The organism is Polaromonas aquatica, from assembly GCF_042659145.1.
Lineage (GTDB): Bacteria > Pseudomonadota > Gammaproteobacteria > Burkholderiales > Burkholderiaceae_C > Polaromonas > Polaromonas aquatica.
Map to the genome: position 1 here is coordinate 131,665 of NZ_JBHSRS010000002.1, position 20,364 is coordinate 152,028.

19 protein-coding genes are annotated in these 20,364 nt (G+C 60.2%); 13 read left to right on the plus strand and 6 right to left on the minus strand.

Annotated features, from left to right (window positions below):
• Positions 1 to 41: 41 nt before the first annotated feature.
• The 4 genes from upp to ACFQND_RS01305 all read right to left on the minus strand — a co-directional run bounded on the left by upp (position 42) and on the right by ACFQND_RS01305 (position 4,979).
• Positions 42 to 683 (minus strand): uracil phosphoribosyltransferase, encoded by a 642-nt coding sequence (gene upp, locus ACFQND_RS01290; protein ID WP_371435485.1) that lies wholly within the window; start codon positions 681 to 683, stop codon positions 42 to 44.
• 17 nt (positions 684 to 700) lie between these two features.
• Positions 701 to 1,987 carry a URC4/urg3 family protein gene (locus ACFQND_RS01295; protein WP_371435486.1) on the minus strand — a complete coding sequence of 429 codons (1,287 nt, stop codon included), beginning with the start codon at positions 1,985 to 1,987 and terminating at the stop codon, positions 701 to 703.
• Positions 1,987 to 3,273, minus strand: a complete 1,287-nt coding sequence (locus ACFQND_RS01300) for a GTP cyclohydrolase II (RefSeq protein WP_371435487.1) — start codon at positions 3,271 to 3,273, stop codon at positions 1,987 to 1,989. The genes ACFQND_RS01295 and ACFQND_RS01300 overlap by 1 nt, the downstream gene beginning before the upstream one ends.
• A 179-nt stretch (positions 3,274 to 3,452) precedes the next feature.
• Complete coding sequence (locus tag ACFQND_RS01305) at positions 3,453 to 4,979, minus strand: helicase HerA-like C-terminal domain-containing protein (protein ID WP_371435488.1); 1,527 nt, start codon at positions 4,977 to 4,979, stop codon at positions 3,453 to 3,455.
• A gap of 76 nt (positions 4,980 to 5,055) precedes the next feature.
• On the opposite strand from ACFQND_RS01305, the gene ACFQND_RS01310 reads away from it, so the two are divergent.
• From ACFQND_RS01310 to ACFQND_RS01355, 10 genes are all read left to right on the plus strand, one after another.
• Positions 5,056 to 5,781, plus strand: coding sequence for a YebC/PmpR family DNA-binding transcriptional regulator (locus ACFQND_RS01310; RefSeq protein WP_371435489.1), 726 nt, complete (start codon positions 5,056 to 5,058; stop codon positions 5,779 to 5,781).
• 21 nt (positions 5,782 to 5,802) lie between these two features.
• On the plus strand, positions 5,803 to 7,095 hold the full coding sequence (gene purD, locus ACFQND_RS01315) for a phosphoribosylamine--glycine ligase (protein WP_371435490.1): 1,293 nt from the start codon (positions 5,803 to 5,805) through the stop codon (positions 7,093 to 7,095).
• Positions 7,095 to 8,015: an oxygen-dependent coproporphyrinogen oxidase gene (gene hemF / locus ACFQND_RS01320; protein ID WP_371435491.1), complete on the plus strand. Its 921-nt coding sequence runs from the start codon at positions 7,095 to 7,097 to the stop codon at positions 8,013 to 8,015. Before purD ends, hemF begins: the two co-directional genes overlap by 1 nt.
• Before the next feature lie 8 nt (positions 8,016 to 8,023).
• Positions 8,024 to 8,647 (plus strand): nicotinate (nicotinamide) nucleotide adenylyltransferase, encoded by a 624-nt coding sequence (gene nadD / locus ACFQND_RS01325; RefSeq protein WP_371435492.1) that lies wholly within the window; start codon positions 8,024 to 8,026, stop codon positions 8,645 to 8,647.
• 28 nt (positions 8,648 to 8,675) lie between these two features.
• The gene (rsfS, locus tag ACFQND_RS01330; protein WP_371435493.1) at positions 8,676 to 9,470 is read left to right on the plus strand and encodes a ribosome silencing factor; all 795 of its coding nucleotides are present in this window, start codon (positions 8,676 to 8,678) and stop codon (positions 9,468 to 9,470) included.
• Positions 9,467 to 9,934: a 23S rRNA (pseudouridine(1915)-N(3))-methyltransferase RlmH gene (rlmH, locus tag ACFQND_RS01335; protein ID WP_371435494.1), complete on the plus strand. Its 468-nt coding sequence runs from the start codon at positions 9,467 to 9,469 to the stop codon at positions 9,932 to 9,934. The genes rsfS and rlmH overlap by 4 nt, the downstream gene beginning before the upstream one ends.
• Positions 9,935 to 10,058: 124 nt before the next feature.
• Entirely contained in the window at positions 10,059 to 10,661 is a 603-nt protein-coding gene (locus ACFQND_RS01340; RefSeq protein ID WP_371435495.1) for a Maf family protein, read from the plus strand.
• A 22-nt stretch (positions 10,662 to 10,683) separates the two neighbouring features.
• Positions 10,684 to 12,183, plus strand: coding sequence for a ribonuclease G (rng, locus tag ACFQND_RS01345; RefSeq protein WP_371435496.1), 1,500 nt, complete (start codon positions 10,684 to 10,686; stop codon positions 12,181 to 12,183).
• Between the two features lie 35 nt (positions 12,184 to 12,218).
• Positions 12,219 to 12,968, plus strand: a complete 750-nt coding sequence (locus ACFQND_RS01350) for a polysaccharide deacetylase family protein (protein ID WP_371435497.1) — start codon at positions 12,219 to 12,221, stop codon at positions 12,966 to 12,968.
• Positions 12,965 to 14,131 (plus strand): glycosyltransferase family 4 protein, encoded by a 1,167-nt coding sequence (locus ACFQND_RS01355; protein WP_371435498.1) that lies wholly within the window; start codon positions 12,965 to 12,967, stop codon positions 14,129 to 14,131. The genes ACFQND_RS01350 and ACFQND_RS01355 overlap by 4 nt, the downstream gene beginning before the upstream one ends.
• A 24-nt stretch (positions 14,132 to 14,155) precedes the next feature.
• On the opposite strand, the gene msbA is transcribed toward ACFQND_RS01355, so the two are convergent.
• Positions 14,156 to 15,916, minus strand: coding sequence for a lipid A export permease/ATP-binding protein MsbA (gene msbA / locus ACFQND_RS01360; protein WP_371435499.1), 1,761 nt, complete (start codon positions 15,914 to 15,916; stop codon positions 14,156 to 14,158).
• 2 nt (positions 15,917 to 15,918) lie between these two features.
• Positions 15,919 to 17,193: an O-antigen ligase family protein gene (locus ACFQND_RS01365; RefSeq protein ID WP_377411987.1), complete on the minus strand. Its 1,275-nt coding sequence runs from the start codon at positions 17,191 to 17,193 to the stop codon at positions 15,919 to 15,921.
• A gap of 162 nt (positions 17,194 to 17,355) precedes the next feature.
• Here ACFQND_RS01365 and ACFQND_RS01370 point away from each other — a divergent pair, with 162 nt between their 5' ends.
• The 3 genes from ACFQND_RS01370 to tolB are packed head-to-tail and all read left to right on the plus strand — an operon-like array spanning position 17,356 to position 20,317.
• Positions 17,356 to 18,147, plus strand: a complete 792-nt coding sequence (locus tag ACFQND_RS01370) for a glycosyltransferase family 2 protein (RefSeq protein ID WP_371435502.1) — start codon at positions 17,356 to 17,358, stop codon at positions 18,145 to 18,147.
• The gene (locus ACFQND_RS01375; RefSeq protein WP_371435503.1) at positions 18,144 to 18,992 is read left to right on the plus strand and encodes a glycosyltransferase family 2 protein; all 849 of its coding nucleotides are present in this window, start codon (positions 18,144 to 18,146) and stop codon (positions 18,990 to 18,992) included. Before ACFQND_RS01370 ends, ACFQND_RS01375 begins: the two co-directional genes overlap by 4 nt.
• 32 nt (positions 18,993 to 19,024) lie before the next feature.
• Complete coding sequence (gene tolB, locus ACFQND_RS01380) at positions 19,025 to 20,317, plus strand: Tol-Pal system beta propeller repeat protein TolB (protein WP_371435504.1); 1,293 nt, start codon at positions 19,025 to 19,027, stop codon at positions 20,315 to 20,317.
• The last annotated feature ends 47 nt before the right edge of the window (positions 20,318 to 20,364 follow it).

Sequence of the window (20,364 nt, forward strand, 5' to 3'; positions counted from 1 at the left end):
ATTAAGGAGCTGGTGGCGCTTGTTGTACGGTGGCTACGGGCCTATTTCGTTCCAAAAATGCGGTCGCCGGCATCTCCCAGCCCGGGCAGGATGTAGCCATGGTCGCTGAGCTGGCGGTCAATGGCGGCTGTGTAGATGTCCACGTCGGGGTGGGCTTTTTGCAGCGCGGAGATGCCTTCGGGGCAGGTGAGCAGGCAAACGAACTTGATGGATTTTGGGTTCAGTTCCTTGAGCCGCTCAACTGCTGCAATCGCAGAATTGCCGGTGGCCAGCATGGGGTCCACCACCACGATGTCGCGCGCTTCCATGTCGTGCGGCATCTTGAAGTAGTACTCGACAGCGGTCAGGGTTTTCGGGTCGCGGTACAGACCCACATGGCCAACCCGGGCACCGGGCACGACGCTGAGCATGCCTTCCAGAATGCCGTTGCCGGCGCGCAGGATGGAGACAAACACAAGTTTTTTGCCGTCTATGACCTTGAAGGTGGCTTTTTCCAGCGGGGTTTCGACCTCGACCTCCTGCATGGGCATGTCGCGCGTGACTTCGTAGGCCATCAGCATGCTCAGTTCGTTGAGCAGGGTGCGGAAGGTGTTGGTCGACGCATCCTTTCGGCGCATCAGCGTGAGCTTGTGCTGGACCAGGGGGTGGTCGATCAGGTGGACTTTGTCGTTGTAGAGGGTCATGGTGCTTTTGCTGTTTTCTAAAATACGGTGCCGTCGCTCTGGATGTTCAGGGGCGGTTTGCCTTCGCGCAATTGCTGGGCCAGTACGCGGCCCGCGGCCCAGGTTCCGCCTTCGAGCACGCAGGCCAGCGGCATTTGCGCAGCCGTCAATCCTAACTGCTCGCGCACCAGCGGCGCGAGTTCGTCGAGCAGCGCAACGGTCAATGCACGCCATTCGACAATCAATTCATCCCCCACCTGATGCAAACGCCGCGCCTGCGACTCGTCTTTGAGGTGCAGTACGCCGGCGTCCAGGAACAGGCCGCCGTTGCGGTATTCGGGCAGGCCGGTCAGGGCATCCAGCCCTTCAATGCGGATGCCGGCCCATTCAAAAGGCTCCAGCAGCGAATAGGTCAGCCATTGCGAGAGTTTGTGAAACGGCATCCAGCCGTCACTTAGCGGGCTGTCCGTGCCCTGGGCGTTCGCCGCTGGGTGGCGCCAGCAGTCGCCCAGCGGAATGCCGTCAATCGCGTTTTGCGCCGGCCAGATCGTCGACAGGCCTCGCAGCAGCACCGACAGCAATTCATGCGCCTGGATGCTGGTCTGGCCGTCACGCGTCAGCAGGTCAAACAAATGGCCGGGCCGCGCAGGCTGGCCGAAAACACCGGCGTGCTCCTGCAAGACCTGGCCCAGGCGGCGTAGCAAGGCGGCACGCCCCTCCAGCCCGACCAGCGTGTTGCCAGCCGTGACCTGGAAGGCGTGACCCAGGCGTTCGGCCGTCACGGCCTGCAAGCCCTGGGCATCGGCCTGCAAGGGCCGGGCCGGGTCGCGGGAAAAAAGTCCGGTCATGAAGCTGTGAAAGCTGGCTACACCCAGGCCTTCCGAGCGGTTGTATTCGTGTTCGGGTTTTCGCGCCAGTCCGGGCTCCCGGTAGCGCCAGTCGGGGCCGGCGCCGGCATCGAGCAGCACGCTGACCAGCGCCAGGTCGATCTGTGCGCGGGCGCGTTCAGCGGGGCTGGCTGCTCCCAGGGCTTGGGTGAGCTGGCCGGCACGGTCCACGCCTCCGGCCTCAAAATGCCGCCAGCGGCTGTGGTACGGGATCTTCAGGTCCGGGTAACGCGCCCTGGTCAGTTCTGCCACCAGCACTGCGGCGGTGTCCAGCGCGCCGTCATTGACCGTAAACCAGGCGGACTGGCCGCGCCGCGCGCGCTCAAGCATGGCCCGGGCACGTTCGCGTATCGTGTTTGTGGAGCGTAATTGGGCTGTGGCCTCCGCCAAATGCGCGCCTCCAGCTATGGTTTTGATAGTAGTTTCAGTTGCGGTCATCAGGCATCCAGTCCCCTGCCTTTGGCTTTTTTGAGTTCTGCCGCATCGGGAACGGCGCCCGGCGTGAAGTAGCCGGCGGCCATCTTTGCATCCATCTCGACCTGGGCATCGGCGGGGATCAAGCCTTCCGGGATGTTGATGCGCTGGACGACTTCAATGCCGGCGCGGGTGATGGCGTCGTACTTCATGTTGCTCATGGACACCAGGCGGTGGATCTTGCGTATGCCCAGCCAGTTCAGAACGTCGGGCATAAGCTCCTGGAATCGCATGTCCTGCACGCCGGCCACACATTCGGTGCGGGCAAAGTACTGGTCGGCCGTGTCGCCGCCGATCTGGCGTTTGCGTGCGTTGTAGACCAGGAATTTGGTGACCTCGCCGAGCGCCCGGCCTTCCTTGCGGAAGTAGGACACCAGGCCCACGCCGCCGCGTTGTGCGCCCTGTATGCATTCTTCAATCGCGTGCGTGAGGTAGGGCCGGCAGGTGCAGATGTCGGAGCCAAAGACGTCGGAGCCATTGCATTCGTCGTGCACGCGTGCGGTGAGTTCGATGTCGGGGTTGGCCAGGTCGCGCGGATTGCCGAAGATATAAGCCGTGAGGCCACCAATGGGAGGGAGGAACACTTCCAGGTCGCTGCGTGTGACCAGCTCGGGGTACATGCCGCCGGTTTCCTCGAACAGCACGCGGCGCAAATCGGCTTCAGTGCAGCCAAAACGTTTGGCGACCTCGGGAAGAAACCACACCGGCTCGACCGCCACCTTGGTGACCATGGCCGCGCCGCCTGCCGTCAAAAACCTGCCGTCGGCTTTCAGGCGGCCGGACTGCAGGGCTTCAATCACTTCAGGCAGGATCACATGCGCCTGGGTCACGGCTATGGTGGGGCGAATGTCGTAGCCGGCGGCCAGTTCATTGGCAAACACATCGGCCACGGTTGCGCCCCAGGGGTCCATGGCGACGATGCGGCCAGGTTCGCTCCACTGCGGATACGGGCCGATGACGTTGGTGGGAGCGGTGTTGGTCAGATCCGCCTTGTGGCTGGCCTTGAGCGCACCCGATGCCACTGCCAGAGCGCGGTAAATGCTGTAGGAGCCGCTGTGTGTGCCTATGACGTTGCGATGGCTGCGTTTGGTGGTGGTGCCCACCACCGGGCCGCGCTCGGTCGCAGTCGCTGCCGCCCAGTGGATGGGTATCGCACCATGGCCGCCGGTATGGGAGGTCAGGCGGATGTGATGCGGCGCGGCAGGAGAGGGCGCAGGCTCGAAAGATTTGGCAGCAACTTCAGAAGGCATTGCGGATCCCTCAAAAAAACCAATGTAGCCACGTGTGCTTTGCTTGACAAGCCTGCCGGTTCTGCGGGTCGTTAATTTGCGACAGGCTTCACCGGGGGGCGATGCCTTTCATTGATACCGCTTGGACTGAGCCTGTCGAAGGGCTTCGACAGGCTCAGTCCAAGCGGTTGGGACATGCCTTAACGCTTTTTGCCGCCAAAAATGCCGCCCAGCACACCGCGAATGATCTCGCGGCCCACCGTCGAGCCCATGGTCCGCACCGCCGACTTGGCCATGCTTTGCGCCAGCCCATCGTATTTGGCGCCGCGTGGCCCGGTCCTGCCGAACAGCATGTCATTCAGGCCACCCAGGATGCCGCCGGATTCGGTTTGCCCCGCAGCGCCACCATTCGGCGCAGTGCCGGCAGCAGCCGTGCCTGCAACGGCACGCCCCTGGAGTTTCTCGTAGGCGGATTCGCGGTCTATTGTTTTTTCATAGACTCCGGCCACCAGCGAGTTTTGAATCAGCGCCTGGCGTTGCTCTGCCGTGATCGGGCCAATCTGGCTGCCGGGCGGCAAGACGTAGACACGCTCAGTCACGCTGGGCCGGCCTTTGGCATCCAGCAGGCTGACCAGTGCCTCACCTACCGCCAGCTCGGTGATGGCGGTCTCGATGTCCAGCCCGGGTTTTTGCCGCATGGTCTGGGCTGTGGCCTTGACGGCCTTCTGGTCGCGTGGCGTGAAGGCGCGCAGGGCGTGTTGCACCCGGTTGCCGAGCTGGGCCAGCACCGAATCGGGAATGTCCAGCGGGTTTTGCGTGACGAAATACACGCCCACACCCTTGGAGCGTACCAGGCGCACGACCAGTTCGATGCGCTCAATCAGCACCTTGGGCGCTTCGTTGAACAGCAGGTGGGCTTCGTCGAAGAAGAACACCAGTTTGGGTTTCTCGGGGTCGCCGATCTCGGGCAATTGCTCGAACAGTTCGGACAGCATCCACAGCAAAAAGGTCGCATACAGGCGCGGCGAGTTCATCAGCTTGTCGGCGGCCAGGATGTTGATGACCCCCTTGCCATCGACCGTCTGCATGAAATCGCTGATGTTCAGCATGGGCTCGCCAAAAAACTTGTCGCCACCCTGGGTTTCGACCTGCAGAAGGCCGCGCTGGATGGCACCCACGCTGGCGGCGCTGACGTTGCCGTATTTGGTGGTGAATTCGCTGGCGTTGTCGCCTACGTACTGCAGCATGGCGCGCAGGTCCTTCAGGTCCAGCAACAGCAGGCCGTTGTCGTCGGCAATCCTGAAAACCAGGTTAAGCACACCGGCCTGGGTTTCATTGAGGTTGAGCATGCGGCCCAGCAGCAGCGGGCCCATGTCGGAAATGGTGGCACGCACCGGATGGCCTTGCTCGCCGAAGACATCCCACAACGTGGCCGGGCAGGCCATGGATTCCGGCGTGTCAATGCCGCGCTCCTTCAGGATGCCGGCCATCTTGTCGCCAATGCTGCCAGCCTGGCTGATGCCCGTGAGGTCGCCCTTGACGTCGGCCATGAAGACCGGCACGCCGATTTTCGAGAAGTTTTCAGCCAGGGTTTGCAGTGTGACGGTCTTGCCGGTGCCGGTGGCGCCGGTAATCAGCCCATGGCGGTTGGCCAGGCCGGGGAGCAGTTCGCAGCTGGTATTTGTGTTTTTCGCTATCAGCAGCGCGGGTACGGAAGATTCGGCCATTGGCGGTACCTTGAGGTGAAAAAGTAAAATGGTGAATGTAGATTAAAGCAATTAATCCAAAATTTAAGGGATTTCCGTGGCCGGTCACAGTAAATGGGCGAATATTCAACACCGCAAGGGTCGCCAGGATGAAAAACGCCAGCGCATCTGGACGCGGGTGATGCGCGAGATCATGGTCGCGGCACGAATGGGCGGCGGCGACCTAGGTACCAACCCGCGCCTGCGCCTGGCGGTGGACAAGGCGAAAGCGGCCAATATGCCCAATGAAAACGTCAAATACGGCATTGCCAAGGCTACCGGCAGCCTTGAGGGCGTTCATTACGAAGAGGTTCGCTACGAGGGTTACGGCATAGGCGGCGCGGCCATCATCGTGGACTGCATGACGGACAACAAGGTGCGCACCGTGGCCGAGGTGCGGCATGCATTTTCCAAACACGGCGGCAACATGGGGACCGAAGGCTCCGTGGCCTTTCAGTTCAAGCATTGCGGCCAGCTGATTTTTGCGCCCGGCGCCAGCGAGGACAAGATCATGGAAGTCGCGCTGGACGCCGGCGCTGACGACGTGATCACGCACGACGATGGCGCCATTGAGGTGCTGACGCCTTACACCGGTTTTGAAGCCGTCAAGAATGCACTTGAAGCCGCGGGCCTGAAGGCCGAGGTGGCTGAAGTCACGATGCGTGCCGAGAACACCATCGAAATGTCGGGTGAAGAGGCCGCAAAGATGCAGCGCCTCATTGACGTGCTGGAAGACCTGGACGATACGCAGGAAGTCTTTCACAACGCAGCGTTGTCTGAATAACATTTAAAACGAGAGCTCAGCATGAAAGTATTGGTAGTCGGCGGCGGTGGCCGTGAACACGCATTGGCGTGGAAGCTGGCACAGTCGCCCAAGGTGCAGGCCGTTTATGTCGCACCCGGAAACGGCGGCACGGCGCTGGACGCCCGGCTTGAAAACATCGACATCACGGACGTCAAGGCACTGCGTGAGTGGGCTGCTGCTGAAAAGATTGCGCTGACGGTTGTGGGCCCCGAGCAACCCCTGGCGGCCGGCATTGTGGACGAGTTCCGTGCGCACGGCCTGCGGGTGTTTGGCCCTACGAAGGCAGCGGCGCAGCTTGAAAGCTCAAAGGCCTTTTCCAAGGCCTTCATGAAGCGCCATGGCATTCCGACCGCAGAGTACGAAACCTTCACCGACGCGGTGGCAGCCCATGCCTATGTGGACGAAAAAGGCGCGCCCATCGTGGTCAAGGCCGATGGCCTGGCCGCGGGCAAGGGCGTGGTGGTGGCGATGACGCTGCACGAGGCGCATGAGGCCATCGAATTCATGCTGGCCGCCGGCCCCGACCAGAACGTGCTGGGCGTGACGCACAACGAAGGCGGCGCACGCGTGGTGATTGAAGAGTTTTTGCAGGGCGAGGAAGCCAGCTTTATCGCCATGTGTGACGGCAAAAACGTGGCGGTGATGGCTACCAGCCAGGACCACAAGCGCCTGCTTGACGCCGACCAGGGCCCCAATACCGGTGGCATGGGCGCGTATTCGCCGGCCCCCGTGGTAACGCCCGAAGTGCATGCCCGTGCCATGCGCGAAATCATTCTGCCCACGATCAAGGGCATGGAAAAGGACGGTATCCCGTTCACCGGCTTTTTGTACGCCGGCCTGATGATTGATGCGCAGGGCCGGCCCAAAACGCTGGAATTCAATTGCCGCATGGGCGACCCTGAGACCCAGCCCATCATGATGCGGCTCAAGACCGATTTGTACGATGTGATGATGGCTGCCACGTCCGGCACGCTGGACCAGATCGAACTCGACTGGGACCGCCGCCCGGCACTCGGTGTCGTGATGGCCGCGCACGGCTATCCGTTGCACCCGCGCAAAGGTGATGTGATCCATGGCTTGCCCGAGGCGGCTGATGACGCCATGGTGTTCCATGCCGGTACCCGCAGGCAGGGCGCCGATACGGTCACGTCCGGCGGCCGGGTGTTGTGCGTTACGGCGCTGGGCAGCACCGTCAAGGCCGCGCAGCAGCGCGCTTATGAGGTGGCCCACGGCATACAGTTCGACGGCGCGCAGTACCGCAGGGACATCGGGTACAGGGCCATCAAATCCTGATGGGCACGGCAGACATTTCAGGCGTCCGCGCCTTTTTGGTGGGCTTGCAGGAGCGCATCACCAGCGCCATCGCCGAGCTGGACGGCCAGCCCTTTGTGGCCGACCATTGGCAAAAGGAGCTCGGCGAGCCGCTGCAGGGCAATGGCATCACCCAGATCCTGGAGCAGGGTGCCGTGTTTGAACGTGCCGGCTGCGGTTTTTCGCATGTGCGCGGCCCGAAGTTGCCGCCCTCGGCCACCCAGCACCGGCCGGAACTCGCCGGTGCGCCGTTCGAGGCCATGGGTGTGTCGCTGGTGTTTCACCCGCGCAACCCTTATGTGCCGACCGTCCACATGAATGTGCGCATGCTGGCCGCCACGCCCTTGGGCGGCGGTGAGCCGGTTTGCTGGTTTGGCGGTGGCATGGACCTGACGCCTTATTACGGCTTTGACGAAGACGCCGTGCATTTCCACCAGACCTGCAAGGATGCGCTGGACCCCTTCGGCGGCGACAAGTATCCGCGCTTCAAGCAATGGTGCGATGAATACTTTTACCTTAAACATCGCCAGGAGCAGCGCGGCATAGGTGGCGTGTTTTTTGACGATTTTCACGAGCTTGGCCGGGACCAGAGTTTTGCCATGGTGCAGAGCGTGGCGGACTCGTTTTTGAAGGCCTACCTGCCCATTGTCCAGAAGCGCAAGGACACGCCTTACGGCGAGCGCGAGCGCGAATTCCAGCTTTACCGGCGCGGCCGCTATGTTGAATTCAACCTGGTTTGGGACCGTGGCACACACTTTGGCCTGCAGTCGGGTGGCCGCACGGAATCGATCCTGATGTCCATGCCACCTTTGGCAAGCTGGGCTTACCAGCGCCAAGTGGAGGCGGGCTCGCCTGAAGATCGCCTCTACAAGGAATTTTTGCCAAGGCGGGACTGGGTTTGAGCGCGGATTTGCCTTCAACACACCAAAAACGCATAGGCGTTTTTGGTGGCGCGTTCGACCCGCCGCACAACGCCCATGTAGCGCTGGCGCAGTCCGCGCTGGAGCAGCTCGGACTGGACTCCTTGCATGTTGTTCCCACGGGTTATGCTTGGCACAAGGCGAGGGTGTTGAGCGCTCCGGAACACCGGCTGGCGATGACCCGGCTGGCGTTCCAGGACATGCCGCGCGTGGAGGTCGATGAGCGCGAACTGCAGCGCGCCGGGCCGACATTCACGATTGACACGCTGGAGGCGCTGCAGGCTGAAAACCCTGATGCGCAGCTCTACCTCATCATGGGGGCTGACCAGTTCGCGGCGTTCCGGCAATGGCACCGATGGCAGGCCATTGTCGGGCTTGCTATAATTTGTATAGCTGACCGCGCAACATCTACGGCGGCCAAGGCTCAATTTGATGCTTATTCAGAGCAAAAAGACCGATTTTTGGCGCTCCCGCTGGCCCCGATGCCAGTCAGCGCCACACAAATTCGCCAGTTGATGGCCTCCGGCGCAGGCCAGACCCGTGAAATCGGCGACTTGGTCCCTGAGCCGGTTGCGCGTTATATTTCAGTAAACCACGTTTACAGCCCCCGTTAATTTTTATCCTACCGAACAAAAGCACTGCATGACCTCTACCCCCGTCAAAACCACCTCGACCCTTGAGAAGAAGGACGTGCAGAAACTGCAACGCGCCATCATTGACGGTCTGGAAGACGTCAAGGCACAGGACATCCAGGTGTTTGACACGGAGCACATCACTTCGCTGTTCGAACGGGTGATTGTTGCGTCGGGGACGTCAAACCGGCAGACCAAGGCGCTGGCTGCCAGCGTGCGTGATGCAGTGCGCGATGCCGGTTTTGCCAAACCCCGCATCGAAGGTGAAGAGAACGGCGAATGGATCATCGTGGACTGCGGCGCAGCAGTCGCGCACATCATGCAGCCGACCATCCGCCAGTACTACCGCCTGGAAGAGCTCTGGGGTGAAAAACCGGTCAAACTGAAACTGGGCGCGCCTGCACCGCTGGTGAAGGCGCCCAAGGCCGAGCCGAAGGAGGAAGCCAAGGCTGCCGTCAAGACGGCCAGGCCCAAGGCCGGTGCAAAATCCGGCGCCAAAGGCAGCGTCAAACCGGCGGTAAAAGCCCCGGTAAAAGACCATGAACCCGGTTACGTGGGCCGGCTTGGCAAGACCAGCGACTGGACCGCCAAACGCAACCAGGCCGAACCAGCGGCAGAACCCGTGGCGAAGAAGACCGTCCGCGCAGGCGCAAAAACCGCAACTGCGAAATCCGCGGCCAAGCCCGCCACCAAAACGCCGATTGTCAAAGTGCCGGCACCCAAAAAGGTTGCCGCAAGGAAAACCGCAGCGACCCCAGCGGCCAAAAAGCCCGCAGCCAGGAAAACCGCGCCCCGGAGCAAATGAGGCTGACGATAGTAGCCGTCGGCCAGAAGGTGCCCGACTGGGCACAAACGGCTTATGACGACTACGCCAAGCGTTTCCCGCCTGAAATCAAGGTTGAGCTGAAGGCGGTCAAGACCGAACCGCGCGCTTCCAAAACGCTGGACACATTGCTGGCGGCCGAACGGGCCCGCATTGAAGGCGCCATCGCGCGCGGTACGCGCGTGGTCGCGCTGGATGAGCGCGGCACAGCCGTCACCACCGTTGCGCTGGCCGAACGCTTAAAGGCATGGCAGTTGTCCGGTGACGATGTCGCCATCGTGATTGGCGGCCCGGATGGGCTGGACGGTGAATTCAAAAAGGCGGCTCAGGAGCGTTTACGCCTGTCGGACCTGACCTTGCCGCATGCCATGGTGCGTGTGCTGCTGATAGAACAGCTGTACCGCGCATGGAGCATCACCATCAACCATCCGTACCACAGGGAATGATGCCCCCACGGTCGCTCACTGCGTGTAGCTCCCTGCCCCCCGAGGGGGCCGCTGCGCCTGCGGCCCGGCGAAGCCGGTTCCGCGGCCCCCGCTTGAAGGGGACGGACTCCCACGTGTTCACAGCATGAGCGATTTCATATACCTTGCTTCACAAAGTCCGCGGCGCCGGCAGTTGCTGGAACAGTTGGGTGTGCGGTACGAATTGCTGTTGCCGGATGCCAGCGAAGATGCCGAGGCGCTGGAGGCGGTGCTTGAAAACGAAGCGCCGACGGCTTACGTCAAGCGCGTGACTGGCCTCAAGCTCGATGCCGCCGTGGCGCGCCTGAAGCAGCGCAAACTTCCAGTCGCGCCCATTTTGTGCTCTGACACCACCGTCGCGCTGGGCCGTACCATTTACGGCAAGCCGGACGATGCAAAAGACGCCAGGCGCATGCTGGCGGAGCTGTCTGGCACGACCCACCGCGTACTGACTGCCGTGGCCGTGCAATCGGGCAGGCGCCGTTTTGAAGCGCTAAGCACTTCGCGTGTAAGCTTTGAAGCGATGAGCGATCCGCAAATCAGGGCCTATGTGGCCACGGGCGAGCCCATGGGCAAGGCCGGTGCTTATGCGGTACAGGGCAGGGCGGCCTTGCATATCACATGCATCAACGGCAATTACAGTGGCATCATGGGGCTTCCGCTGCGGGAAACAGCCTTGTTGCTGCGCAGCGCCGGCATCAAAATATAGCTGAAGAGCTTTTCATAAAAACATGCAACAAGACATCCTGATCAACTGGTCCCCGCAGGAAACCCGGGTGGCCGTGGTGGAACACGGCGCGGTGCAGGAACTGCAGGTCGAACGCACGCTGGAACGCGGCCTGGTCGGCAATGTCTACCTCGGGAAAGTCGCGCGCGTGTTGCCCGGCATGCAGTCGGCCTTTATAGATATAGGGCTGGACAGGGCCGCCTTTTTACACGTGGCCGACCTGATGAGCAGCATCAACAGCCGCCATGCAGAACCGGATACACAGGCCGCCGGTGCTTTGACCACGCCCAACATGGCTGCCCTGCAACCGATTGAAAAGCAGTTGTTTGAAGGCCAGGCCGTGATGGTGCAGGTTTTGAAGGACCCGATAGGCACCAAGGGGGCGCGGCTGACGGCGCAGATCAGCATTGCCGGGCGTTTGCTGGTTTTCCTGCCTCAGGACAACCACATCGGGGTTTCGCAGAAGATACCGGCGAAGCAGCGTGACGAATTGCGCCAGCGCATGCAGGTACTGGCGGGAAACCTTGGCGGCGGTTTTATCCTGAGGACCAATGGCGAGGACGCGACCGATGCAGAGCTGTCTGAGGACATTGCCTACCTGCGTAAAACCTGGGCCCGCATCAAGGATGCTTCAGTGCGCTTGCCGCCGGCGTCTGTGCTGCACCAGGACCTGAGCCTGTTGCAGCGTGTTTTGCGCGACATGGTGGTGGAGGGCACGCAAACCATTCGCATTGACTCGCGCGAGCAGTTTGAAAGTCTCAAAACCTTTGCTGCGGAGTTCATGCCCGCCACAGTGCAAAAGCTGCAGCTTTACACCGGTGAGCGGCCCATTTTTGACCTGTTCAATATCGACGAGGATATTGCCAGGGCGCTGGGCCGGCGGGTTGACCTCAAGTCCGGCGGCTACCTGATCATCGACCAGACCGAAGCCCTGACCACAGTGGACGTCAATACCGGTGGCTTTGTAGGCGCGCGCAATTTTGACGACACCATTTTCAAGACCAACCTCGAAGCCTCGCAGGCGATAGCACGGCAACTCAGGCTGCGCAACCTGGGCGGGATAGTGATTGTCGATTTCATCGATATGGTCAAGGAAAACCACCGCGATGCCGTGCTGGCCGAATTCCAGAAACAACTGGCACGTGACCGCATCAAAACCACCGTGAACGGGTTTTCAACGCTGGGACTGCTGGAGATGACGCGCAAGCGTACCCGTGAGTCGCTGGCGCACCAGCTCTGCGAACCATGCGATGCCTGCATGGGCAAGGGCGTGGTCAAGACGGCACGCAGCGTGACCTATGACATCCTGCGCGAGATTCTTCGCGAAGCGAGGCAATTCAATCCGCGGGAGTTTCGTGTTGTTGCCTCTCCCAAGGTGATAGAGCTTTTTCTCGATGAAGAAAGCCAGCACCTTGCGGGCCTGAGCGACTTTATCGGCAAGCCGATTTCACTGCAGGCTGAAGCCGCCATGGCACAGGAACAATACGATATCGTCCTGCTTTGAGCGATTCAGGCGCAGTTTTTCCTCAACCCGCAAGCATGACCAACCTGCTGACCCAAAACCCGCAGCCGATCCCGATTCTGGTTTATCACCAGATTGACGAGGCACCGCCTAAAGGCCGGCCGTTCCGCAGTCTGTATGTGTCACCGGCCGCGTTCGCGCGTCAGATGACCTGGCTGAAATGGCTGGGCTACACCGGTTTGTCCATGAGCGGCCTCCAGCCTTACCTGAGTGGCGAGCGCACGGGCAAGGTGGTTGGCATTACCTTTGATGACGGCTATCTCAACAACCTGATACACGCGCTGCCGGTGTTGGTGCGCCATGGTTTTTCTTCCACCTGCTATGCGGTCAGCGGCCTGGCCGGGAAAACAAACCTATGGGACCAGGGTGCCGGTATTGCCCAGACGCCGTTGATGAATGAGGCCCAGATGCGGCAGTGGCTTGCGGGCGGGCAGGAAATCGGATCTCACACCCGCAACCACGTTAACCTGATGGAAACAGCCGACGAATCCTGTGTCCAGGAGATCGCCGGCGGCAAACTTGACCTGGAGACTGCCCTTGGCAGTTCAGTAAGCCATTTTTGTTATCCCTATGGCCGTTATGAGTCCAGGCACGCGGCCATGGCCGGGGCACAGGGTTTTGTGACGGCCACCACCACACAGCGCAGCCGCTGCCATGCAGGCGTGGGCATGCTCGAAATACCTCGCGTACCCGTCTTGCGTTCCACCAGTTTGCCCATGTTCTGGCTCAAGGTTGCGACGGCCTATGAGGACAGGCGCAAAAAATGACGCCACCTGCAAAAAAGCTGCGCATAGCCGTATTGAGCCGTACCTTCTCGCCCACCGCAGGCGGCGCTGAACGTTACGCGATTGCGCTGGTGGAGCAGCTTGCGGAAAGGCACGACATTCATGTTTTTGCCCAATCCATAGAACATGACTGGCCGGGCGTGAGTTATCACCGCGTCAGCATGCCGGTTCGCAGGCCCCGCTGGTTTAACCAGCTCTGGTTCGCGAAGGCCACATGGTGGGCCACCCGCAAGGGTTTTGACGTGGTTCATTCGCATGAAAACACCTGGCATGGCGATGTGCAGACGGTGCATGTGCTGCCGGTCAAATACAGCCTGTTTCATGGTCGCACGGGTTGGCGGCGCGCGTTGCGCTGGGTCAAGGTGCTGAGCAGCCCGCGGCTGCTGGTTTACCTGTGGCTGGAGCACATGCGTTATGCCGTGCGCACGGGGCGCCAGGTCGTGGTGATCTCCGAAACGCTGCGAAACATCTTTGCCGCGAGCTACCCCGGGGCCATGGCGATGACGACCCTGATCACGCCTGGTATCGAGTTGCCGAGGCTGCCCATGTCAGTGGCCACGAGGCAGGACGCCAGGCAGCAACTTGGTTTGCCGCAAGACAGGCCGTGTATTCTTTTTGTCGGCAATGACTTCCGGAAAAAAGGCCTCGAGACCCTGATTGAATCGATGCGTCTTTTGCCTGACGATGTGGTGCTGGCCGTGGTCGGCCATTCGGCCCAGCTGCCGTTGTTTCGCCAGCAGGCAGAGCAGGCCGGTCTCGCATCGCGGGTGTTTTTTCTCGGTGCCATGAAAGATGTCAGCCCGGCTTACCGCGCGGCAGATTGCCTTGCACACCCCACGCGGGAAGACACGTTTGCCATGGTGGTGCTTGAGGCCATGGCGCATGGTTTGCCGGTGATTGTCAGCAGTTCAAAGTACTGCGGTATTTCGGGCATGCTTGAAAACGGGGGCAACGCCTTGATCCTTGAGGACCCGCATGACGCCAATGCGCTGGCTGGATCCCTGCGCCGGGTGCTTGAAGACGATGCGCTTGGCGACGGGCTGGGCCACAATGCTCGTGCGTTTGCCGCCGGGTTTGAGTGGGGCGCAATTGTCAGCCGGCATGAGCAGCTATACAGGGCAGCGGTAACCGCCCGATCCCGCTAGCTGGAGCTTTGCATCCGAGGGAAATCAGGCGCCCTGGAAACCCAGTTTGTACAGGTGTGCATAGGCGCCGTTTTGGGCCAGCAACTGTGTGTGGGTACCCGATTCGACGATGCGCCCCGCATTCATCATGATGATGCGGTCCGCGTGTTGAACCGTGGACAGCCGATGGGCAATCACCAGCGAAGTCCGGTTTGAGGTCAGTCGCCTGATGGCCTCCTGCACGGCTTGCTCGGACTCGGTGTCCAGTGCCGAGGTGGCCTCATCCAGGATAAGGATGGGCGCATCCTTGTACAAGGCACGAGCAATGGCCAGCCGCTGGCGCTGACCGCCTGACAGCTGCATGGCGTTGTGACCAAGCACGGTATCGATTCCCTGCGGAAGCTCGGCTAGCAAGGCGCCGAGGTTGGCGGCTTTCAGGCACTGCGCGACCTTGTCGCGATCGAATGCCTGGCCTAGCGCCACGTTAAGGGCGATGCTGCTGTTGAGCATCACCACGTGCTGGCTCACCACCGCAAACTGAGAACGCAATGACGCTAGGTCCCACTGCCGGAGTTCAGTGCCGTCCAGGTAAATGGCGCCCGTGCTCATTTCCACAAAACGCGGCAAAAGATTGACCAGGGTGGTTTTGCCCGAGCCGGATGTACCCACCAGTGCCACGGTTTCCCCGGCCTTGATGGAGAGGCTGAAATGGTCAAGGGCAGGAGATGCGTCCACCTTGTATAAAACGCTGACATCGGCAAACTCAATGTCGCCCGACGCCCTGGCCTTGGTAAACGAGCCGCCAGACTCGTCATCCGTCAACTCCATCAGGTCCAGCCCGCGCTCCAGCGCCGCCAGCCCGCGGGTAATGGGGGTCGCTCCGTCCGAGAGGCTTTTGATGGGTGCGATCAGCAGCAGCATGGCCGTCACAAAGGCCACAAAACCACCCACGGTGGTGGTGTTTTCCGATCCCTGCAGCAGGGCGATGGAGATAACCGCCGACAAGGCTATCGCGGCCAGCACCTGGGTGATGGCACTCATGCTGGCGTAGGCCACGGTGGACTTCATGGACAACCGGCGCAGGGAATGGCTCAGGGCGTCGAAACGGCTGGCCTGGCTGGCCTGCGCGCCATGCAGGCGCACGTCGCGGTGCGCCAGCACGTTTTCTTCCACCACATAGGCCAGGTTATCGGTTGCGGTCTGGCTTTGTTTGGTCAGCCTGTAAAGACGCCGGGTCAACAGCTGAATCACCAGCGCTACCGCAGGGAACAGGAGAGAGACGACCAACATCAGTTTCCAGTTGAGGTAAACCAGATAACCGACCAGTGCCATCAGCGTCAGCACATCGCGCGCCAGTTTCATGATGGCATTGTTCAGGATGACGGAGCCGTTGTAGACCTCGTACACCACAGTGTTCGATATAGCGCTGGACGACTGGTCCGCAAACAGCGAAAGGCGCGCGCTCAGCAGTTTGTCAAACATGGCCTTGCGCAGCGCCTGCAGCCCTTCATTCGTCACCTGGGCCAGGGCGTACTGTGCAACAAAGCCCGACAGCCCCCGGATAGCGAACAGCAACAGGAGCGTGACAGGAACCAGCCAGAGATCAAGCGAACCCTTCTGGAACCCCCGGTCAAGCAGTGGCTTGAGTAATGCCGGGACAAAGGGCTCTGTAGCAGACGCAACAATGGTTGCACCTACAGCCAGCGCCCAGCCACTGCGTGAAGTGCTGAAATAAGGCCAGACTCTGAGAATTCGCTGCCAGGTCGACAGCTTTTTGCGCGGTGATGGTTCGACGGCTTCTGTCATGGTCAGGCTGCTTGTTCCTTGTCGCCCGACCCGGTATGTGTGTTTGCCGGGGCGTGGATGCCCAGGGCCAACAGCAAGCCCAGTGTCACGCAGAAAAAGTCGCCAATCAATGCGTCATAAATCGTTGAGTTGAACAGACAGGCCACGGCCAGCGCAGCCAGCGCAGACTGGGCTGCGCGTGCGGCCATCTTCTCCATGCCCAAGGTATCCCGCAAGATAGAAATCATCAGGGCCAATATCAGCAGGATGCCCGGTATGCCGAGTTGCACGCCCCATTGCAGGTACTCCTGGTGCGGATTACCCAAGGCGGCAATGTTGGGATTACTGGAGTTCTGTTGCCGCTCAAGCCGATTGAACTCATGGCTCCAACTGCCGACGCCCGATCCCAGGACCGGGTTCTCAAGGATGGATTGAACGGCCCGGTGCCAGAAGTGGAGCCTTATGCCAGACGATGAGCCTGTGACAACGTTCTCTCCTTTTTTCAGGGAAAAGGCCTGAACTTCATTCCTGACCTGCTCAACCCGGTTTTGGACCTTGGGCGAGAGGATTGACACCACAAGTAGCAGAAGGAATGGGAGCAACACAATGCCGATGCGGTAGCGTATGGGCATCTCCCACATGATGGCGAGCGACATCAGGACAATCGCGACCACGTGGCCGCTTCGGCCGTCGAACACAAAAAATACATTCACCAGGGCGAAAATGACCACGGCAATTGCGAAATACCGGCCGTACCTGCCCGGAACCAGCGCTCGCAAATGCCAGCAGATTCCTGCAAAGACTGCAGTCATGATGCCTTCATCGAGGTAACTGGAGAAGGCCGCGTGCTGGATGTGCGCCATGGGTGATGTTGCCCAAGGGACGGGTAAATGAAAAAACAGCATCCATGAACTGACTAAGAGGAATATCTGTACCAACGCAAAGACGCCGAGGGCATAGATGGTTTCGGCACGATTGCGAAGCAGCACAACGATCAGCGGAATCATCAGCAATTTGCCGTATTTGCCAAGAGAACTCATGGCTTCCGCCGATGACGCCGTGGTCCATAACAGGCTGATGGCGAAAGCGGCCAGGACAAGCAGTACGGCAATCGGCGTGTATTTCAACCTGCCTTTTGCCGGCTCCATCGCGGATGCCGGTTTACCGGTTAATAGAATTGCTGTTCCACCAAGCAGCAGAAGAATCTTGGCGATGCTGATGATCGCAATGGGAAGGCCAACGGATGCTGCGGCAAGGCAAACAAGTATGAGCCGGAGATTGATTGATTTTTTCTGCAAAATAATGGTCGGCGTCGCTGAGGAACGGCATTCATTATCAGTGATTCCCTATCGTCGTCGGACGTCATATGGCGAAGGGCGCTCTGCTATGCTGTCGGAGCTCCGGGCGAACCGGACGCATCCCTTGTTTTCCCTTCGGAAGTAACCTGCGAAAGGCGATCGTTGGCCAGTTTGTCTGTCATTGTGATTACCAAAAATGAGGCGCACAACATCCAGGCCTGCCTGCAGTCGGTTTTGTTTGCGGACCAGATCGTGGTGCTGGACTCCGGCAGCACGGATGGCACGCCGGATCTGGCCAGAAAGCTGGGGGCGGAAGTCAGCGAAAACCTGGACTGGAAGGGTTTCGGTGTGCAGAAAAATCGGGCGCTGGCACTGGCCCGGTCCGACTGGGTGCTCTCCATTGACGCGGATGAACGCGTGACGCCCGCATTGCAGGCCGAGATGCAGGCAGCAATGGAGAACCCCGGTTATGAGGTCTATGGATTTCCGCGGCTGTCCAGCTATTGCGGCCAGTACATGCGGCACTCTGGCTGGTACCCGGACCGGATCACACGGCTGTTCAAACGAAATGCCGCCATGTTCTCGGATGAGCTTGTCCACGAGCGAGTCATCACCTCCCATCCGATTGGACAACTCGAATCACCCCTGTTGCACGAGAGTTTTCGAAATTTCGAAGCGGTGCTGGACAAGGCCAACCGGTATTCGACGGCGGGAGCGCAGATACTGCTTGAAAAAGGCAGGACTGCGTCTGTGGGCAAGGCCATTGCACACGGGTTCTGGGCCTTCTTTCGTACCTATGTTCTTCGCCGGGGGTTCCTTGATGGCCGCATGGGACTGGTGCTGGCCATCTCCAATGCGGAGGGCACTTATTACCGCTACCTGAAGCTCTGGTTGCTGGCGCAGCCGGCCAGTGCGCAATCTGCACCGGTTTCGGAGCCGCGCTCGTCCCGATGAAGATCAGTTTTATTGTTCTGACCTATAACCGTACGGATGCATTGCTGGCTGTTCTGCGTTCACTGGCCGGGCAATGCGGGGCAGGCCATGAGGTGCTGATCGCCGATGACGGATCAAACCCCCAGCAGGTGGACCTGCTTTATAAAAACTGCCCCGCATTCGAATGCCCGGTACGCCATGTATGGCACCGAGATACCGGTTTCACGGCAGCAGCAGCGCGCAACCTCGGCGCCCATCTCTCAACTGGCGATTACCTGGTTTTCCTGGATGGGGACTGCGTACCCAACAAAGGGTTCGTGAAGGCGCAGACGCGTCTTGCTGAAAAAGGGCTTTTTGTGAACGGCAGCCGGGTGTTGCTCAGCGAGCGTTTGACGGCCCGTGTGATCAACGGTGAAATCGATTTGCTCAGGCAGCCTGCAGTCTTCTGGTGGCAAGCCCGCCTGCAGGGCGACAGCAACAAACTGTTGCATATGCTTTACTGGCCGTGGTCGCTATTCAGGGTAAAACAGGGTTTCAAGTGGCACGGAATCCGTAGCTGCAACCTTGCCGTCTGGCGCCAGGATTTTGTTGCCGTCAATGGATTTGATGAGACTTTCGAGGGCTGGGGTCACGAAGATGCCGACCTTGTCCTGCGCCTTAGCCACCAGGGTATCCAGCGTAAAAACGGGTTTCTGGCGACGGAGGTCTACCACCTGTGGCACCGTGAAAGCCAGCGTGACCAGGAATCGGTCAACAAACAAAAAGTTTTGCAGCGTATGAAAACCAGACTGGTACAGGCTGACAAAGGCCTTAGAGAAATAGAAATCGGTCATGACACTTCAGTCACGGTTACCCAATTACATTAACCCCTTCAAATGGTTTTAAAAATTTTCGCCTTATGAGCATTCCTGCATCATTTCATCGCCGAACCATCATCAGCCTGCTTGCAGCAAGCACATTGCCAATCGCCGGCCCGGCGCTGGCGCAATTCAGGGTAGAAGTCGCTGGTGTGGGCCTGACGCAAATGCCGATTGCCATTGCCACTTTTCGCGGTGAAGCGCAGGCACCCCAAAAAGTTGGCGCCATTGTCAAGGCTGACCTCGAACGTAGCGGGGTGTTCCGGTCCGTGGATACGACCGGGGTGGCCGCCGACGAAAGCACGCGGCCGGACCTCGCGCAGTGGCGGCAAAAAGGCGCGGATTCTTTGGTCACGGGCAGCATCACCCCCTTGGCAGATGGCCGGTTTGATGTTCGCATGAGGCTGTGGGACGTTGTGCGAGCCCAAGACCTGGGCGGCCAGAGTTATGCCGTGACGGCCGCCGATTTGCGCCTGTCGGCACACCGGATTTCCGATTTTGTCTATGAAAAACTGACAGGCGAAAAAGGCATTTTCTCAACACGTATTGCCTATGTCACCAAGGCCGGCCAGCGCTTCACCTTGTGGGTGGCGGACTCGGATGGGGAAAATGCCCAGTCGGCCCTGGCCAGTCCGGAGCCGATCATTTCGCCCGCATGGTCGCCGAATGGCGCGCAACTGGCCTATGTGTCTTTCGAGTCGCGCAAGCCGGTCATCTATGCGCACGACGTGGCAAGCGGCAAGCGCCGGTTGCTGGCGAATTTCCGCGGTTCCAACAGCGCCCCTGCGTGGTCACCCGATGGCCGGCAGATTGTGGCTACGCTCAGCCGTGATGGTGGCTCCCAGCTTTATGCCATTGACGCCAATGGTGGCGAGCCGCGCCGCCTGACCCAGTCTTCCAGCATTGACACCGAGCCGGCATTCTCGCCGGACGGAAAATACATCTACTTTGTCAGCGACAGGGGCGGTGCACCGCAAATTTACCGGATGGGTGCCAGTGGTGGCAACGTCGAACGCGTGACTTTTAACGGCAGCTACAACATCTCGCCGGCGATAAGCCCGGATGGCCGCTGGCTGGCCTATGTTTCGCGGGTGGGCGGTGCGTTCAAATTGCAGGTGATGGAACTTGCCAGCGGCACGGTGACTCAGATCACCGATACCAGCGCCGACGAAAGCCCGAGTTTTGCACCCAACAGCCGTCTGATCGTGTACGCAACCCAGCAGCAAGGCCGCGAGGCGCTGATGACCACCACGCTGGACGGCAAAATAAAGGCCCGGCTGTCCGGTGCCAGCGGAGACATCCGTGAGCCGGATTGGGGGCCTTTTTCGCGCTAGCGTGCCAGATTGGCCGCTCGGCCTACATCCATTGTTGTCAAATACAG

Excerpts from the sequence above, each read along its gene's own strand:
- ACFQND_RS01300 (WP_371435487.1), bottom strand. The coding sequence starts at position 3,273 with ATGCCTTCTGAAGTTGCTGCCAAATCTTTCGAGCCTGCGCCCTCTCCT.
- rlmH (WP_371435494.1), top strand. The coding sequence starts at position 9,467 with ATGAGGCTGACGATAGTAGCCGTCGGCCAGAAGGTGCCCGACTGGGCA.
- ACFQND_RS01350 (WP_371435497.1), top strand. The coding sequence starts at position 12,219 with ATGACCAACCTGCTGACCCAAAACCCGCAGCCGATCCCGATTCTGGTT.
- upp (WP_371435485.1), bottom strand. The coding sequence starts at position 683 with ATGACCCTCTACAACGACAAAGTCCACCTGATCGACCACCCCCTGGTC.
- ACFQND_RS01295 (WP_371435486.1), bottom strand. The coding sequence starts at position 1,987 with ATGACCGCAACTGAAACTACTATCAAAACCATAGCTGGAGGCGCGCAT.
- ACFQND_RS01305 (WP_371435488.1), bottom strand. The coding sequence starts at position 4,979 with ATGGCCGAATCTTCCGTACCCGCGCTGCTGATAGCGAAAAACACAAAT.
- rng (WP_371435496.1), top strand. The coding sequence starts at position 10,684 with ATGCAACAAGACATCCTGATCAACTGGTCCCCGCAGGAAACCCGGGTG.
- purD (WP_371435490.1), top strand. The coding sequence starts at position 5,803 with ATGAAAGTATTGGTAGTCGGCGGCGGTGGCCGTGAACACGCATTGGCG.
- ACFQND_RS01375 (WP_371435503.1), top strand. The coding sequence starts at position 18,144 with ATGAAGATCAGTTTTATTGTTCTGACCTATAACCGTACGGATGCATTG.
- rsfS (WP_371435493.1), top strand. The coding sequence starts at position 8,676 with ATGACCTCTACCCCCGTCAAAACCACCTCGACCCTTGAGAAGAAGGAC.
- tolB (WP_371435504.1), top strand. The coding sequence starts at position 19,025 with ATGAGCATTCCTGCATCATTTCATCGCCGAACCATCATCAGCCTGCTT.
- msbA (WP_371435499.1), bottom strand. The coding sequence starts at position 15,916 with ATGACAGAAGCCGTCGAACCATCACCGCGCAAAAAGCTGTCGACCTGG.
- ACFQND_RS01340 (WP_371435495.1), top strand. The coding sequence starts at position 10,059 with ATGAGCGATTTCATATACCTTGCTTCACAAAGTCCGCGGCGCCGGCAG.
- ACFQND_RS01355 (WP_371435498.1), top strand. The coding sequence starts at position 12,965 with ATGACGCCACCTGCAAAAAAGCTGCGCATAGCCGTATTGAGCCGTACC.
- hemF (WP_371435491.1), top strand. The coding sequence starts at position 7,095 with ATGGGCACGGCAGACATTTCAGGCGTCCGCGCCTTTTTGGTGGGCTTG.